The sequence below is a fragment of the Micromonospora sp. WMMD1102 genome (genome assembly GCF_029626265.1).
In the GTDB taxonomy this organism is placed as follows: Bacteria; Actinomycetota; Actinomycetes; order Mycobacteriales; family Micromonosporaceae; genus Plantactinospora.
Genome location: NZ_JARUBN010000001.1, coordinates 5,138,566 through 5,153,826, shown reverse-complemented (window position 1 = coordinate 5,153,826; position 15,261 = coordinate 5,138,566). Strand labels below are relative to the sequence as shown.

Here is a 15,261-nt window from a genome sequence, read left to right as displayed (position 1 = left end):
CGCCGTGCCGGTCCCGACACGCCGGCCGGTCACCTGCGCCGGGGTGGCCGGACCAGCGTCGATGATGGGCGGGTGGGGGAGGACGAGGAGACGGCGCGGTGACCGGGGAACAGCCAGGACGCAAGGCGCCGGCCGGGCGCGCCGAGGGCGGTGTCGACCCGGCCGGGGTACGCCCACCGGCCGGGGCACGAGCCGCGGGCGAGCAACAACCGGTGGCGCCGCCCGCCCGCCGGCCCGGCGCACCGGCCGGGACACGCCCGGCGGCCGCTCCGACCGGGACACGCGCGGCGGCCACAGCTGCCGGGGCACGCCCGGCGGGCTCACCGGCCGGCACACGTCCGGCGGACGCGCCGGCCGGGGTCGACCTGGCCGGCGGGCTGGCCGCGCTGCGCGGGCTGCTGGCCCGGCCGCTCGCCTCCTACTACCTGCTCATCGCAAGCTCCGGACTGCTGCTGCTGATCGGCCTGACGATGGTCTTCTCCGCGACCAGCGTCCGGGCGTACGCCAGCGACGGGAACGCCTTCGCGATGCTGGCCAAGCAGGCGCTCTTCGCCCTGATCGGGCTGGGTGCCTTCTGGATCTGCCAACGCCTGCCGGCCCGGACCTTCCGGGCGGTCGGGCTGCCCACCCTGGCCGTCTCGGTGGTGCTGCTGGTGGTGCTGGACGTGCTGCACCTGTGGGACAAGCTCAACGGCAAGGCGGACGCCACCCTCGGCCCGCTCGAGGCCTGGATGCTCTGGCTCTACATCGGCCCGATCCAGGTGCAGCCCAGCGAGCTGGCCAAGTTCGGCCTGGTGCTCTGGGGCGCCGACATGATCGCCCGCAAGGGCGCCGCGCTCGGCTGGTGGCGGGAACTGGCCACCCCGCTCTTCCCGGTGGTCGGCCTGCTCTTCCTGCTGGTCGGTTACAACGACCTGGGCACCATGCTCTGCCTGCTCGCCGTGGTGGTCGGGCTGCTCTGGGCGGCCGGCATCCGCAAGCGGATCTTCGCCACCCTGACGGTCCTCGGGCTGGCCGGCGTCGGGCTGCTGGTCGCCGCCGCCTCGATCGGCGCCGGCTCCGGCGACGAGGACGCCGAGAACTACCGGCTGGCCCGGCTCACCATGTTCTTCAACCCGCCGCCGCCGGACGAGTGTGGGCTCACCGACTGCTACCAGTACCTCCAGGCCCGGTACGCGATCGACAACGGCGGCTGGTTCGGCGTCGGGCTGGGCAAGAGCAGCCTGAAGTGGAACTGGCTGCCCGAGGCGCACAACGACTTCATCTTCGCCATCCTCGCCGAGGAGCTGGGCGTGGTGGGCTGTGCCGTGGTGCTGACCCTGTTCGCGGTGCTGGCGTACAGCGGCCTGCGGATCGCCCGCCGGGTCGCCGACCCGTTCCGCCGGCTGGCCGCCACCGCCGCGACCGCCTGGCTGGTCAGCCAGGCGGTGATCAACATCGGCGGTGTGGTCGGGCTACTGCCGATCACCGGCCTGCCGCTGCCGTTCATCTCCGACGGCGGCAGCGCCCTGGTGGTGACGCTGGCCGCGATCGGCATGCTCGCCTCGTTCGCCCGCGCCGAACCGGATGCCGCACGGGCCCTGCACGCCCGTCCGGCGCCCCGATGGGTACGGCTACTCTGGGCCCCGCTGCCGCCGCTTCCCTCGGCGCGCCGCCGTGGGAAGCTACCCGCGCCGGCCGACCGGGAGCCCGCTTCCAGACCCGGAACCGGGCGGCGGCGGGAACCCGAGGCCGGGCCAGCAGGTGGCCGGGCGGGGCGAGGGCGCGCCGGTACGGCGAGCGAGAGGAGACGCTGATGGGTCCGCTGCGGTCGGTGGTGCTAGCGGGAGGAGGCACGGGTGGGCACATCTACCCGTTGCTGGCCTTCGCCGACTGCCTGCGCCGGCACGACCCGGGAGTACGGATCACCTGCGTCGGCACCCCGAAAGGGTTGGAGAACGAGCTGATTCCGCCGCACGGCTACGATCTGCGGCAGATCCCGGCCTACCAGCTCCCCCGGTCGGTAAACATGAACCTGATGCGTACTCCGGACCGGATGTGGAAAGCCGCCCGGGCCGCCGGAAAGGTGATCGACGAGGTCCGCGCCAACGTCGTCATCGGGTTCGGCGGCTACGTCTCGGTGCCCGCCTATCTCGCCGCGTGGCGCCGCGAGCTGCCGATCGTGATCCACGAGGTGAACGTGCCGCCGGGGGTGGCCAACCGGCTCGGCATGAAGTTCACCAAGCACGTGGCGGTCGGCTTCCCGCACCAGCCGGCCCAGGCCGAGTCGCTGCGCGGCGCCCGGGTGGTCGGGGTGCCGCTGCGCCGCGGCATCAGCACGCTCGACCGGGTGGCGCAGCGTGCGGCGGCCCGCCAGCAGTTCGGCCTGCACCCGGACCTGCCGACCCTCTTCGTGGCCGGTGGTTCGCAGGGCGCCCGCTCGATCAACCTGGCGGTGGCCGGTGCGGCGAAGTCGCTCGCCGCCGCCGGGGTGCAGGTGCTGCACGTGATCGGCGCCCGCAACGAGCCGGTGCAGGTGCCGCACGACCTGCCGGTGCCGTACGTGACCTTGCCGTACCTCTCCCAGATGGAGCTGGGGTACGCCGCCGCCGACCTGATGCTGGGCCGGGGCGGGGCGATGACCTGCGCGGAGGTGGCGGCGATCGGGCTGCCCACGGTCTACGTGCCGTACCCGCACAGCAACCAGGAGCAGAAGCGCAACGCCCTGCCGGTGGTGGAGGCCGGCGGCGGGCTGCTCGTCGACGACTCCGAGATGACCGCCGCCTGGGTCGAGCGGACCGTGATCCCGTTGATCCGCGACCCGCACCGGCTGGCCGCGATGGGCGCCGCCGCGGCAGCCTACGGCCGGCGGGACGGCGACGAGGCCCTGCTCGACTTCGTCTACGAGGCGGTGGCCCGGTGAGCGCGAGGAGTGAGCCGGGTTTGCGAGCCCCGCAGTCGCGAACGAAAGCCCGCCCGATGAGTAGGTGGGCTGGAATCGGGGTGGCCGAGCTGGGCATCCCGGTGACCGGACGGATTCCGAGTGGAAGGCTGGTGTCATGAACACCGCGCAGTTCAGCCCGGTCGGCACGCTCTCCGCCGAGGATCTGGGCAGCATCCACCTGATCGGGGTCGGCGGGGTCGGCATGAGCGGGCTGGCCCGGTTGCTGCTCACCCGGGGGCTGCGGGTCTCCGGCAGCGAGCTGCGGGAGTGGCCGGCGCTGGCCGGGCTGCGGGCGCTGGGCGGCACCATCCACATGAGCCACGAGCCGACCAACCTGGACGGCGTCGACACCGTGGTCTATTCCACCGCCATCCCGCAGGACCACCTGGAGCTGGTCACCGCCCGGGAGCGCGGGCTGCGGGTGCTGCACCGCTCGGAGGCGCTGGCTGCCGCGATGACCGGCCGGCGCACCATCGCGGTCGCCGGCACGCACGGCAAGACCACCACCACCTCGATGGTGACGCTGATCCTCCAGCACGCCGGCCAGGACCCGTCGTTCGTGATCGGCGGCGAGATCTCCGAGGTGGGGTCGAACGCCCACCACGGCAGCGGGGAGTACTTCGTCGCCGAGGCCGACGAGAGCGACCGCTCCTTCCTGCTCTACCGGCCGTACGTCTCGATCATCACGAACATCGACGAGGACCACCTGAACACCTACGGCGACTACGCCGGGCTGGAGGAGGCGTTCGCCGACTTCGCCCGGCTGACCGATCCGGAGGGTTTCGTGGTGACCTGCGCGGACGACCAGGGCACCCGGCGGATGGCGGAGACGCTGCGCGTCGAGGGGCGGACCGTGCACACCTACGGCACGGCGGAGGACGCCGACCTGCGGCTGACCGACATCGTCTCGTCGGCTGGCGGCGTACGCTATCTCGCCACCCTGCACGGCGAGCCGCTGGGCGAGATCCGGCTGCCGGTGCCCGGCGCGCACATCGGGCTGAACAGCGCCTCGGCGGTGCTCACCGCCCGCAAGCTTGGCCTGCCGATGGATTCGGTGACGTCGACGCTCGCCTCCTTCCCCGGGGTACGCCGCCGGTTCGAGCGCAAGGGGGTGGCGGCCGGCGTCTACGTCTACGACGAGTACGCCTACCACCCGACCTCGATGACGGCCGCGCTGAAGACCCTGCGGGAGGTGGCCGGCGACGGCCGGCTGATCGTGGTCTTCCAGCCGTACCGGGTCTACCGCACCCGGGACCTGCAGACCGAACTCGCCGCCGCGCTGGCCATCGCCGACGAGGTGGTGGTGCTGGAGGTCTTCGGTCCGGGCGAGGTGCGGGCTCCCGGCGAGGGCGGCGCGGCGCTCACCGACGCGGTCGGGTTGCCGGCCGAGCGGAAGGTCTTCCTGCCGTCCTGGGCGGACGTACCGGCCGAGGTGACCCGGCGGGCCCGCCGGGGTGACGTGGTGGTGACGATGGGCGCGCCGCCGATCTCGCTGATGGGCGACGAGCTGCTCGACGCGCTGGCCGGCGGCTCGGCCGCCGGCCAGCCGGGGGCGGCCGGGCAGCGCGCCGGGGCGACCCCGCACGGGGCCGGGGCAGCCAGCGACGCCGGATGAGCCCGGGCACCTCCCGGGGCCGCTCCGGTGGTCCGGCCCCGGGCGGCCGGTCCGGCGGTGCTCCGCCGGCCGGCCGGGGAGCCGGCCGCTCCGGCCGGGGTGGTCCGGGCGGCACCGGCACCCGGTCCGGCGCGGGCCGTCCGGGGGCCGGCCGGTCGGCCACGGGTCGCGGTGCGGACCGGGGCTGGCGACTGGTCCGGGCCGGTTCCGACGCGGTACCGCCGTCGGTCCGCCGGTTCACCCGCCGGGCCCGGCAGCGCCGGCTGCGTGCCGCCCGGCCGTGGGCGCTGCTCGTCGGGGTGCTGGTGCTCACCCTGGCCGGCGCCGGAGTCGTGTACGGCACCCCGGTTCTCGGCTTCCGGACGCTGCGGGTCGTCGGCGCCACCCTGGTCACCGACGACCAGGTACGCCAGGCGGCCCGGGTCACCGAGGGCGTGCCGCTGGCCCGGGTGGACCTGGCCGGGGTACGCGCCCGGGTCGCCGAGTTGCCGCCGGTGGCCCGGGTGACGGTGTCCCGGCAGTGGCCGAACACCCTGCTCGTCGAGGTGGTGGAGCGCATCCCGGTGGCGGTGGTGCCGCGAGACCGGCGGTTCCTGGTGCTGGACGCCTCCGGGGTGGTCTTCCAGGACCGCCCGGACCGGCCGGACGCGCTGCCGCTGGCCCGGCTGCGGTCGCCCGGTCCGGACGACGCCGCCACCAGGGGAGCGCTGACCGTGCTCGCCAGCCTGGGCCCGGAACTTCGGGACCGGCTCGCCGAGCTGGTGGTGGAGGGACCGGCCCGGATCACCGTGAAGCTGCGCGGCGGGCGTACGGTGCTCTGGGGCGACGCCTCGCGCAGCGACGTGAAGGCCCAGGTGGCCACGTCGTTGCTGGCGCGCAAGGGGCAGACCATCGACGTGCGGACCCCCGACGTGGTGACCATCCGCTGACCGGTGCGCGGGGTCAGCCGGCCGGCCCGCCCGACACGCCGGCCGGTGGGTGTGCCGGTGTCGTTTGTCGGCGGGCGTGCCGACACGCCGCGCAGGTCCTTGGGTTCGGCCGCGCGTACGCATACGTTGCCTCAGAGGATCAATGGTTGACATAACTGTAAGCCTCTAGTAGAGGGTGAGGGTTACCCTTCGCCTCCTCGTACCGAAGAGTTGTCGGCCTCGCTCCGGCCGGATCGCCGGGCGGGGTAGCGGCCGCCGAGATCGAAGGAAAGGACCCGCGATGACACCTCCGCACAACTACCTGGCGGTCATCAAGGTCGTCGGCATCGGCGGCGGCGGCGTCAACGCCGTGAACCGGATGATCGAGGTCGGGCTGAAGGGCGTCGAGTTCATCGCGATCAACACCGACGCGCAGGCCCTGCTGATGAGCGACGCCGACGTCAAGCTCGACGTGGGCCGGGAGCTGACCCGGGGGCTGGGCGCCGGGGCGAACCCGGACGTCGGCAAGAACGCCGCCGAGGACCACCGCGACGAGATCGAGGAGGTGCTCAAGGGCGCCGACATGGTCTTCGTGACCTGCGGCGAGGGCGGCGGCACCGGCACCGGCGGGGCGCCGGTGGTGGCGAACATCGCCCGCAAGCTCGGCGCGCTCACCATCGGTGTGGTGACCCGGCCGTTCTCGTTCGAGGGCAAGCGCCGGCAGGTGCAGGCCGAGGCGGGCATCGACGAGCTGCGCAACCAGTGCGACACGCTCATCGTCATTCCGAACGACCGGCTGCTCGCGCTCGGCGACCGGGGCATCAGCATGATGGACGCCTTCCGGCAGGCGGACCAGGTGCTGCTCTCCGGTGTGCAGGGCATCACCGACCTGATCACCACGCCGGGTCTGATCAACCTGGACTTCGCCGACGTCAAGAGCGTGATGAGCGGTGCGGGCAGCGCGCTGATGGGCATCGGCAGCGCCCGGGGGGACAACCGGGCGGTGGAGGCGGCCGAGGCGGCCATCTCCAGCCCGCTGCTGGAGCAGAGCATGGACGGTGCCCGGGGCGTGCTGCTCTCCATCGCCGGCGGCTCCGACCTCGGCCTCTTCGAGATCAACGACGCGGCGCAGCTGGTCACCGACGCGGCCCACCCGGACGCGAACATCATCTTCGGTGCGGTGATCGACGACGCGCTCGGCGACGAGGTGCGGGTGACAGTGATCGCGGCCGGCTTCGACGGCGGCACCCCGGCCTACAAGCCGGTGGAGCAGGCCCGCAAGGTCAGCCCGCCGGCCACCGCGCCGGTCTCGCCGCCGCCCCCGCCGCCGGTGCAGGCACCGCGCCGGGTGCTCTTCGACGACGTGGACGTGCCGGACTTCCTCAAGAACGGTTCCTGAGCCACCAGATGACCGAACCACCCCTTCCGGCGCCGGAAGGCGCGCGCCGGGCGGAACTCGCGGCCAACCTGGCCCGGGTGCGCGCCCGGATCGACGCCGCCTGCGCCTCGGCCGGCCGGGACCCGGCCGGCGTCACCATGGTCGCGGTGACCAAGACCTGTCCGGCCTCGGACGTGGCGCTGCTGGCCGGGCTGGGCGTGCTCGACGTGGGGGAGAACCGCGACCAGGAGGCCGCGCCGAAGGCGGCCGAGGTGGCGGCGGCCGGTGCCCGGGTGCGCTGGCACTTCGTCGGGCAGCTCCAGCGCAACAAGGCCCGCTCCGTCGTCCGGTACGCCGACCTGGTGCACTCGGTCGACAGCGTACGGCTGGCCGGTGCCCTGGCCGATGCGGCGGCGCGGCACCGGGAGACGCCGCTCGAGGTGCTGGTCCAGGTCAACCTGGACGGTGCCGCCGACCGGGGCGGCGCGCTGGTCGGCGGTAACGACCCGGACCGGGGCGTCGAGCAGGTCGCCTCGGCGGTCGCCGGCTCGGCGGCGCTGCGGCTGGCCGGGGTGATGGCGGTGGCCCCGCTCGGTGCGGATCCGGAGCCCGCGTTCGACACCCTGGCCGAGGTCGCGGCGCGGCTACGGGCCGAACATCCGACGGCGGCTGCCGTTTCGGCGGGAATGAGTGGCGATCTGGAGGCGGCGATCGCACACGGGGCGACACATGTACGGATCGGCAGCGCGTTACTCGGATTGCGTAGCGCGCTGCGGTAACCTGACAACCGGACACCAAACTACATCAGTGTTGTTTGAGGCGGCATCCCCACTGGCGGGGGTCGGGGTGAGACCGGTTTCACGGTCGTGCCAGGGGTTGCCGTCTCGGGCCGGTGGGCACTGCAGTGTTCACGCGCGTGGCAGGGGCACGGCACGGGGGGTGAGTGTCGCACGGCGGACGGAGGGGCGCGGGATGGGTGCACTGCGCAAAGCGGGGGTCTGGCTCGGGCTCGTCGAGGAGGACGACGAGCGGGCCTACGACGACGGTGGCTACGACAAGGGTGGCTACCGTGAGTCGCGCTACCGGCAGAGCCGGTACGCGGACGAGTTTGCCGACGAGGACGAGGAGCAGGACGAGGCTCCACCGCCGCCCCGGCCCCGGGCCGGTGAGCGGACCCGGCTGGCCGAGCGCAACGTCGGGCGTAGCGTCGAGCACGACCGGGCGGACGGTGACCGTCCGGAGCGGACCGAGCGCGTGGAGCGATCCAGCGTGCGGTCGATCAGCCGGCCGGGCGGCTCCGAGCCGTCCAGCGCGCTGACCTACCAGACCCGGGACAATCTCGCGCTCGCACCGCAGTCCCAGGTGCGGGAGCGGCCGGTGCCGGTCGAGCAGCCGGAGCAGCGTTACCAGATCACGACGCTGCACGTCACCACGTACCGCGAGGGTCGCACCATCGGGGAGCACTTCCGCGACGGCGTCCCGGTGATCATCAACCTCACCGAGATGGACGAGGCGGATGCCCGCCGATTGGTCGATTTCGCGGCCGGGTTGGCCTTCGGGCTGCGCGGTACGATCGAGCGCGTGACCAACCGGGTGTTCCTACTCTCACCGGCTAACGTCCAGGTCACCGCGGAGGACAAGGCCAAGATCGCTGAGGGTGGGTTTTTCAGCCTGAGTTAGCCCGACCGAGGGATCCGCCTGCCGTGCTGCTGTCCATCCTGTTTCAGGTCCTGTACCTGATCGTGTACATCTTCCTCCTGCTGCTTTTGGCCCGATTTGTCCTAAGTGCCGTGCTGCAGTACGGTCGCCGCTGGCAGCCGAGCCGGGCGGCCTCGGCGGGAATGGAATCGGTGTGGAGCGTCACTGATCCGCCTCTCAAGGCGTTGAGGCGTGTGATCCCGCCATTGCGAATTGGTACCGTGAGCATCGACCTGGCCTCCCTTGTGCTCCTGGTTATCCTGTTCGTGCTGATGAGTTTCGTGTTAGGGCCGTTGATCGACAGGTCAACTACCTGGTGACCAGCGTGCCGCGCGGCCGCAACTGACCCGAGGAGTTTCGATGCCGCTGACCCCGGCCGACGTCCACAACGTCGCCTTCAAGAAGCCGCCTATCGGCAAGCGGGGGTATGACGAGGAGGAAGTCGACGCGTTTCTGGACGAGGTCGAGCGCGAGCTCGCCCGTCTGATCGAGGAGAACAACGAGCTTCGCGCCCAGGTGGAGCGCGGCGGTCGTGGCGGCGCACCAGCCGGCCCGAGCGCCGACCCGCGACTGGCCGCCGAGCTCAACGACGTCAAGGCGCAGCTCGACCGGGTGCAGCGCGACAAGGCCGCGGCCGAGCAGGCCGCCCGGGCCATGCAGGCCGAACTGGAGCAGGTCCGGGCGCAGGCCGGCCCGGCGGTCGGCGCCGGCGGCGACGGCGAGCAGCAGGCACTCCGGGTGCTGATGATGGCGCAGCGCACGGCGGACGACCACGTCTCCGACGCGCGTCGCGAGGCCGACAAGCTGCTCTCCGACGCGCGCAGCAAGGCCGAGGAGGTCACCCGGGAGGCACGGGCCAAGGCCGACGCGCTGGAGCGGGACGCCCGGCAGCGGCACCAGGAGGCCATGGGCGGCCTGGACGCCAAGCGCACCGCGCTGCAGAAGCACATCGAGGAGCTCAAGCAGTTCGAGCGCGAGTACCGCACCCGGCTCAAGGCGTACCTGGAGAGCCAGCTGCGCGACCTCGACGGGCGTGGCCAGGGTCTCGAGGTGGAGATGACCCGGACCGACGGCAATCGGTCCGGTGCCGGCACTCCCGGCCTCGCCACCGCCGGCCTGGCGAACTCGTACGGCGGGGGTGGCCGCTCCGGCGCACTCGAGACCGGGCGCTGATCCCCACCAGGGACCAGCGCGGGCAACAGGACGCCGTACCACCACAACCGGAACCGATGCGTCGGGGGTGAGCCGTGATAGTCGGCAGTCTGGTGCTCATCCTCGCCGCCGTCGCACTGCTCGTGCTCGGTCTGGCGAGCGGGTCGAGCGGCCTGCTGATCAGCTCGATCGCGGTCAGTCTGCTGGCCGCCGTCGCGCTGGTGGTGGGTGCCCGGCAGGCGGCCGGGGCCCGGGGGGTGGCCAGCGGCTTCGCTCCGGACGGCCCCGGTGACGACGGGTTCACCGCGCGTGCCGGCGAGGCCACCGAACCGCGTCCTCGCCGCCCACCGACCAGCACCCGGCGGGCACCGACCGACCCCCGGCTCGCCGAGGCCGGGCCGGCCGATCCGTTCCCCGGGAGCGGGCCGGTGCTGACCGAGCCCGTCGAGGTCACGGTCCCCGCCCAGGCCACCCGGCCGGGCACCGACGACGACACCGGCTGGCGGCAACCGGCCGGCAGGTCGGAGGCGCCTGCGGCGGGTCCGGGCGGGCAGGGCGAGCCGGACGACGTCCCGACGGACGAGCCGGCGCCCCAGCCGGTCTCCGAGGCCGAGGCCGCGCTGGTCGCCGCCCTGCTCGACGACGTGTACGTGGTCGACGGCCGGCCGCGTTACCACCTCGTCGACTGTGCACACCTGTCCGGTCGGGAGAGCGAACCACTTCCGGTGAGCGAGGCGGTGGAGCTCGGCTTCACCCCGTGCGGGCGCTGCGAACCGGCCACCGCCCTGCTCACCGATGCACACCGGGGCTGACGGCCGGCCCGCCGCCGGCCAGGGTGCACAGCGCGGGGTCGGCGGTTCGCGGCACACCGGCGGCGCACGGAGTTCGGGTGTGGACGCCGGACGGGGCCCCGCCCCGGCCCGGAGCGGGACCGGAACGCTCACCGTCGCGGTCCGGGTCAAGCCGGGCGCGTCCCGGGCCCGGGCCGGCGGCCGCTTCGACGGCCCGTACGGGCCCGCCCTGGTGATCGCGGTCCATCCGCCGGCCGCCGACGGCCGGGCGACCGAGGCGGCCCGGCGGGCACTCGCCGAGGCACTCGGGCTGCGTCCCGCGGCGGTCACCCTGCGCGCCGGAGCGGCCAGCCGGGACAAACTCTTCCTGGTGGACGGAGCCGAGCCCTTTCTGGTGAACGGGGCCGACCCCGAGGTCGCGGCGCGGCTGTGCCAGCTGCGCGACGGACCTGTTCGGTGAACCTCCGCCCGTCTTCCGCCCCGACCTGCTCGGACCGGCGGCGGCGTCCGAGCCGGCCGGAGTGGCGGCCCGGCGTCCGGTCGGCCGCCGACGAACTCGGCTCTCCCCACCAACTTCCGGCGCCCGCCCGGCCCCGTGCGCGGCAGCCGTGACGGACCGGCTCGACGTCGCCCTGCTGATCGGCGCGGCGGTACTGCTCGTCGCCGTCGGCGCGGTCCGGCTCTCGACCCGGCTCGGCGTGCCGAGCCTGCTGGTCTATCTCGCCATCGGGGTGGGGATCGGCGAGTCCGGTCTCGGTATCCCGTTCGACGACGCCGAGCTGACCCGCACACTCGGCTACTGCGCGCTGATCGTGATCATCGCCGAGGGTGGCCTTACCGCGCGGTGGAGCACCCTCCGGCCGGTACTCGGCACCTCCGTCACGCTGGCCACCGTCGGGGTGGTGATCAGCATCGGCGTGGTCGGGGTGGTGGTGCACGCCCTGCTCGACCTGGACTGGCGGCTCGCCCTGCTCTACGGCGCGGTGCTCTCCTCCACCGACGCGGCGGCGGTCTTCGCCACCCTGCGCTGGCTGCGGCTGCCGCGCCGGCTGGTGGCCACCCTGGAGGCGGAGTCGGGGATGAACGACGCCCCGGTGGTACTGCTGGTGGTGCTGCTCTCCACCACGTCACTGGCCGGCCACGTCTGGTGGCACGAGGCGCTGCTGCTCGGCTACGAGCTGGCCGCCGGTGCCGTACTCGGGTTCGGGGTGGGGATGCTCGGCCGGTGGACGCTGCGCCGGGCGGCCCTGCCCTCCTCCGGGCTCTATCCGATCGCCGCGGTCGGCCTCACCGTACTGGCCTACGGGGTGGCCACCGTGTCGCACGCCTCGGGATTCATCGCGGTCTACGTCGCCGGTGTGGTGCTGGGCAACTCCCGGCTGCCGCACCGGCAGACGATCCTCGGCTTCGCCGACGGGCTGGCCTGGTTGGCCCAGATCGGCCTCTTCGTACTGCTCGGCCTGCTCAGCTCGCCGGGGCGGCTGGAGGACGCGCTGCTGCCCGCCGTGGTCACCGGAGTGGCGCTGACCTTCCTGGCCCGGCCATTGTCGGTACTGGTCAGCGTGGTCGGGTTCCGGGTGCCGCCCCGGGAGCAGCTCTTCCTGTCCTGGGCCGGGTTGCGCGGTGCGGTGCCGATCGTGCTGGCCACGATCCCGCTCTCCGAGGGGCTGCCCGGGGCCGCCCAGCTCTTCGACACCGTCGTCGTACTGGTAGTGATCTTCACGCTGGTGCAGGCCGGCACGCTGGGGCCGGTGGCCCGCCGGCTGGGGATCGCCGCCCCGGCCGAGCTGACCGAGCTGCGGGTGGAGACCGCTCCGCTGGAACGGATGCAGGCGGACCTGTTGCAGTTGGTGATCCCGCCGGGCTCGCGGCTGGTCGGCGTACACCTGGACGAGCTGCGCCTGCCGCAGGGTGCGTCGGTCACCCTGGTCTCCCGGGACGGTGTCGGGTTCGTGCCCGGCCCGGACACCCGGCTGAAGGTGGGCGACAGCCTGTTGATCGTGGCGACCGCGCGGGTCCGGGACGAGGTCGAACGCCGACTGCGGGCGGTCAACCGGCGGGGCCGGCTGGCCCGGTGGTTCGGGGAGTACGGGGACGATCGCAACAAATAGTGCTATTGTTCCCTTCGCCCGCTTTGCGGATTATAACGGGTTCTACAGGTAACATCGGTGCGGCATGTTGTCGGACGTCTGTACGTTCCGTATTGTTGCCAACCTCCGGAGTGCGCGGCGTCCCGCCGCGCGCCCGTTTTGCAATTGGGGGACGTCGTGGTCGGACGGGCGTGGCTCGGAGGCGAACCAACCGGAAAGTCCGGTTCGTCACTGGCTGCCGGCACCGCCCAGCAGCCCCGCGACGCCGCGCGGCACCGGCCTCCGGCGTCCCCGGGCCCCGGCGACGGCGGATCCCGCCGCCGGCCGCACCCGACCGGTCGCACCCGCCGGAGCGACCGCACCGCCCAGGACCCGCCGGACCGTCACGGGAGCGTCGGAGGTTCCTGTCCAGGCACGGCCTATCGCCGCGGAGTACGCGGCCGAGGGAGCGACGATGGCTAAGCCAGCAGAGACCAGGACCGCAGGCCGCAAGTCGGCACCGAAGGCGCCGGCGCCGAAGGCTACGCGCAGCGCCGCGGAGACCGAGAAGATCCGCGCCGCGCTGGCGGCCCGTCGGGACGAACTCCGTGCCGAGTACGATCAGACGCTGAGCGAGATCACCGAGCTGCAGCGCGACCGGTTGACCGACTCGGCCGGGGACGACCAGGCCGACACCGGCACCAAGACGTTCGAGCGGGAGCAGGAGATCTCCCTCGCCAACAGCATCCTGGAACGCATCACCCAGGTGGAGCGGGCGCTGGAGCGGGTGGACGAGGGCAGCTACGGCTGGTGCGAGCGATGCGGCAACCCGATCCCGGTGGAGCGGCTCGCCGCGTTCCCGTCCGCCACCCTCTGCGTCTCGTGCAAGCAGTTGGAGGAGCGCCGGTGACCCCCACCGGGTGGTGAGCTGAGGAAAGGGACACCTGCTGAACAGCGACGACCAGCGGACGACCAGCGACGGCGAGTCGACCGCGCGGACCGGGGCGACCGGGTCCGGGCCGGGACGGGCCCGGCGGGTGGCCGTCACGGTGCTACTGCTCACCGCCGCACTGGCCTGGCTCGCCGATCTCGGCACCAAGCACCTCGCCCTGGCGACCCTCGCCGACCGCGACCCGGTACGCCTGCTCGGCGGCGCCGTCTACCTGACCCTGACCCGCAACAGCGGAGCGGCGTTCAGTCTCGGCTCCGGCTACACCTGGATCTTTCCGCTGGTCACCGCCGGAGTGGTCGGCTGGATCGGCTGGATGGCGCTGCGGCTGCGCTCACTGCCCTGGGCGATCTCCCTCGGTCTGGTGCTCGGCGGTGCCCTCGGCAACCTGACCGACCGGATCTTCCGGGCTCCCGGCGTCTTCGTCGGGCACGTGGTCGACATGGTCAGCCTCTTCGACCCGTACGGCCAGGTCTGGCCGATCTTCAACCTGGCCGACAGTGCCCTGGTCAGCGGCGTCGTCCTGGCGGTGCTGCTGGAGTTGACCGGCCGGCAGCGGGACGGCACCCGGCTGCGCTCCCGCCCGGCGAGGGACGGCGCGGGTTCCGCCGAGGACCCGGGCGGACCGCCGACCGGATCCGACCGCAGCGATCGGGCCGAGCGCGCCGACCGCACCGAGCGCGCCGACCGCACCGAGCGCGCCGACCGCACCGAGCGCGCCGACCGCACCGAGCGGGCCGGGGCGCCGACCGGGTCCGTGCCGGCCGGCGGCCGGGCCGAGACCGAGACCGAGCGACGGGACCTGACGTGACCTCCATCTCCGAGGCGGGTCCGGCGCACCCGGCCGGTGACCGCCGCTCGCTGCCGGTACCCGACGGCCTCGACGGCATGCGGCTGGACCAGGCGGTGTCCCGGCTCTTCGGCCTCTCCCGCACGGTGGCGGCGGCCCTGGTCGAGGCCGGCGACGCCCTGGTCGACGGCGCCGCCCGGGCCAAGTCCGAGCGGGTCAGCGCCGGCTCGTGGCTGGAGGTGGTGCTGCCCGCGCCGCCCACCGCGCCGACCGTCATCGCCGAGACGGTCCCCGGCCTGCGGGTGATCTATTCCGACGACGACATCGTGGTGGTCGACAAGCCGGTCGGGGTGGCCGCGCACCCGAGCCCCGGCTGGAGCGGGCCGACCGTGATCGGCGGGCTGGCCGCCCTCGGGCATACCATCGCGACAAGCGGGGCCGCCGAACGCCAGGGCGTGGTGCACCGGCTGGACGTCGGCACCACCGGGGTAATGGCGGTGGCCAAGAGCGAACAGGCGTACAGCCTGCTCAAGCGGGCGTTCAAGGCCCGCGAGGTGGAGAAGCGCTACCACGCGGTGGTGCAGGGTCACCTCGACCCGCTGCGCGGCACGGTCGACGCGCCGATCGACAGGCACCCGATCCACGACTACCGCTGGGCGGTGGTGGCCGGCGGCAAGCCGAGCATCACCCACTACGACACCCTGGAGGCGTTCCCGGCGGCGAGCCTGCTCGACGTACGGCTGGAGACCGGGCGTACGCACCAGATCCGGGTGCACCTCTCCACCCTGCGGCATCCGTGTGTCGGTGATCTGACATACGGCGCCGATCCGACCCTCACGGCCCGGCTCGGCCTCACCCGGCAGTGGCTGCACGCCCGCGAACTGGCCTTCGCGCACCCCCGGACGGCCGAGCAGGTCCGGTTCGTCAGCGACTACCCTGACGACCTGGAAGTTGCACTCCGCATCCTGCGCGACTGACCGATCCGGCA

At 73.3% G+C, this 15,261-nt stretch carries 14 protein-coding genes and 1 pseudogene; all 15 read left to right on the top strand.

Features of this window, described 5'->3' with window-relative positions; genetic code table 11:
- Positions 1 to 377 precede the first annotated feature (377 nt).
- Positions 378 to 1,796: a putative peptidoglycan glycosyltransferase FtsW gene (locus tag O7626_RS23040; RefSeq protein ID WP_278066276.1), complete on the top strand. Its 1,419-nt coding sequence runs from the start codon at positions 378 to 380 to the stop codon at positions 1,794 to 1,796.
- Entirely contained in the window at positions 1,796 to 2,902 is a 1,107-nt protein-coding gene (gene murG / locus O7626_RS23035) for an undecaprenyldiphospho-muramoylpentapeptide beta-N-acetylglucosaminyltransferase (RefSeq protein ID WP_278063184.1), read from the top strand. Before O7626_RS23040 ends, murG begins: the two co-directional genes overlap by 1 nt.
- Before the next feature lie 136 nt (positions 2,903 to 3,038).
- Entirely contained in the window at positions 3,039 to 4,538 is a 1,500-nt protein-coding gene (gene murC / locus O7626_RS23030; protein ID WP_278063183.1) for a UDP-N-acetylmuramate--L-alanine ligase, read from the top strand.
- Complete coding sequence (locus O7626_RS23025; protein ID WP_278063182.1) at positions 4,535 to 5,467, top strand: FtsQ-type POTRA domain-containing protein; 933 nt, start codon at positions 4,535 to 4,537, stop codon at positions 5,465 to 5,467. Before murC ends, O7626_RS23025 begins: the two co-directional genes overlap by 4 nt.
- A 280-nt stretch (positions 5,468 to 5,747) precedes the next feature.
- Positions 5,748 to 6,845 carry a cell division protein FtsZ gene (ftsZ, locus tag O7626_RS23020; protein WP_278063181.1) on the top strand — a complete coding sequence of 366 codons (1,098 nt, stop codon included), beginning with the start codon at positions 5,748 to 5,750 and terminating at the stop codon, positions 6,843 to 6,845.
- Positions 6,846 to 6,853: 8 nt separating this feature from the next.
- Complete coding sequence (locus tag O7626_RS23015) at positions 6,854 to 7,603, top strand: YggS family pyridoxal phosphate-dependent enzyme (protein WP_278063180.1); 750 nt, start codon at positions 6,854 to 6,856, stop codon at positions 7,601 to 7,603.
- A 193-nt stretch (positions 7,604 to 7,796) separates the two neighbouring features.
- Positions 7,797 to 8,504: a cell division protein SepF gene (locus O7626_RS23010; protein WP_278063179.1), complete on the top strand. Its 708-nt coding sequence runs from the start codon at positions 7,797 to 7,799 to the stop codon at positions 8,502 to 8,504.
- Between the two features lie 26 nt (positions 8,505 to 8,530).
- A complete protein-coding gene (locus O7626_RS23005; RefSeq protein ID WP_278066275.1) occupies positions 8,531 to 8,842 on the top strand; it encodes a YggT family protein in 312 nt (103 codons plus the stop codon).
- Positions 8,843 to 8,882: 40 nt separating this feature from the next.
- Entirely contained in the window at positions 8,883 to 9,695 is an 813-nt protein-coding gene (locus O7626_RS23000; protein WP_278063178.1) for a DivIVA domain-containing protein, read from the top strand.
- 74 nt (positions 9,696 to 9,769) lie between these two features.
- A complete protein-coding gene (locus tag O7626_RS22995) occupies positions 9,770 to 10,486 on the top strand; it encodes a hypothetical protein (protein ID WP_278063177.1) in 717 nt (238 codons plus the stop codon).
- Between the two features lie 79 nt (positions 10,487 to 10,565).
- Complete coding sequence (locus O7626_RS22990; RefSeq protein ID WP_278063176.1) at positions 10,566 to 10,925, top strand: DUF167 domain-containing protein; 360 nt, start codon at positions 10,566 to 10,568, stop codon at positions 10,923 to 10,925.
- A 148-nt stretch (positions 10,926 to 11,073) separates the two neighbouring features.
- Positions 11,074 to 12,576 carry a potassium/proton antiporter gene (locus O7626_RS22985; RefSeq protein WP_278063175.1) on the top strand — a complete coding sequence of 501 codons (1,503 nt, stop codon included), beginning with the start codon at positions 11,074 to 11,076 and terminating at the stop codon, positions 12,574 to 12,576.
- Between the two features lie 433 nt (positions 12,577 to 13,009).
- Positions 13,010 to 13,444, top strand: coding sequence for a TraR/DksA C4-type zinc finger protein (locus O7626_RS22980; protein WP_278063174.1), 435 nt, complete (start codon positions 13,010 to 13,012; stop codon positions 13,442 to 13,444).
- A gap of 37 nt (positions 13,445 to 13,481) precedes the next feature.
- Positions 13,482 to 14,057: pseudogene (gene lspA / locus O7626_RS22975) on the top strand (signal peptidase II); the annotation flags it as partial.
- A 314-nt stretch (positions 14,058 to 14,371) separates the two neighbouring features.
- Positions 14,372 to 15,250 carry an RluA family pseudouridine synthase gene (locus O7626_RS22970; protein WP_278066274.1) on the top strand — a complete coding sequence of 293 codons (879 nt, stop codon included), beginning with the start codon at positions 14,372 to 14,374 and terminating at the stop codon, positions 15,248 to 15,250.
- Positions 15,251 to 15,261: the final 11 nt, after the last annotated feature.

Bases quoted from the DNA above. Each gene is read 5' to 3' on its own strand.
- murG (WP_278063184.1), top strand. From the start codon at position 1,796: ATGGGTCCGCTGCGGTCGGTGGTGCTAGCGGGAGGAGGCACGGGTGGG.
- murC (WP_278063183.1), top strand. From the start codon at position 3,039: ATGAACACCGCGCAGTTCAGCCCGGTCGGCACGCTCTCCGCCGAGGAT.
- O7626_RS23025 (WP_278063182.1), top strand. From the start codon at position 4,535: ATGAGCCCGGGCACCTCCCGGGGCCGCTCCGGTGGTCCGGCCCCGGGC.
- ftsZ (WP_278063181.1), top strand. From the start codon at position 5,748: ATGACACCTCCGCACAACTACCTGGCGGTCATCAAGGTCGTCGGCATC.
- O7626_RS23015 (WP_278063180.1), top strand. From the start codon at position 6,854: ATGACCGAACCACCCCTTCCGGCGCCGGAAGGCGCGCGCCGGGCGGAA.
- O7626_RS23010 (WP_278063179.1), top strand. From the start codon at position 7,797: ATGGGTGCACTGCGCAAAGCGGGGGTCTGGCTCGGGCTCGTCGAGGAG.
- O7626_RS23000 (WP_278063178.1), top strand. From the start codon at position 8,883: ATGCCGCTGACCCCGGCCGACGTCCACAACGTCGCCTTCAAGAAGCCG.
- O7626_RS22980 (WP_278063174.1), top strand. From the start codon at position 13,010: ATGGCTAAGCCAGCAGAGACCAGGACCGCAGGCCGCAAGTCGGCACCG.
- O7626_RS22970 (WP_278066274.1), top strand. From the start codon at position 14,372: ATGCGGCTGGACCAGGCGGTGTCCCGGCTCTTCGGCCTCTCCCGCACG.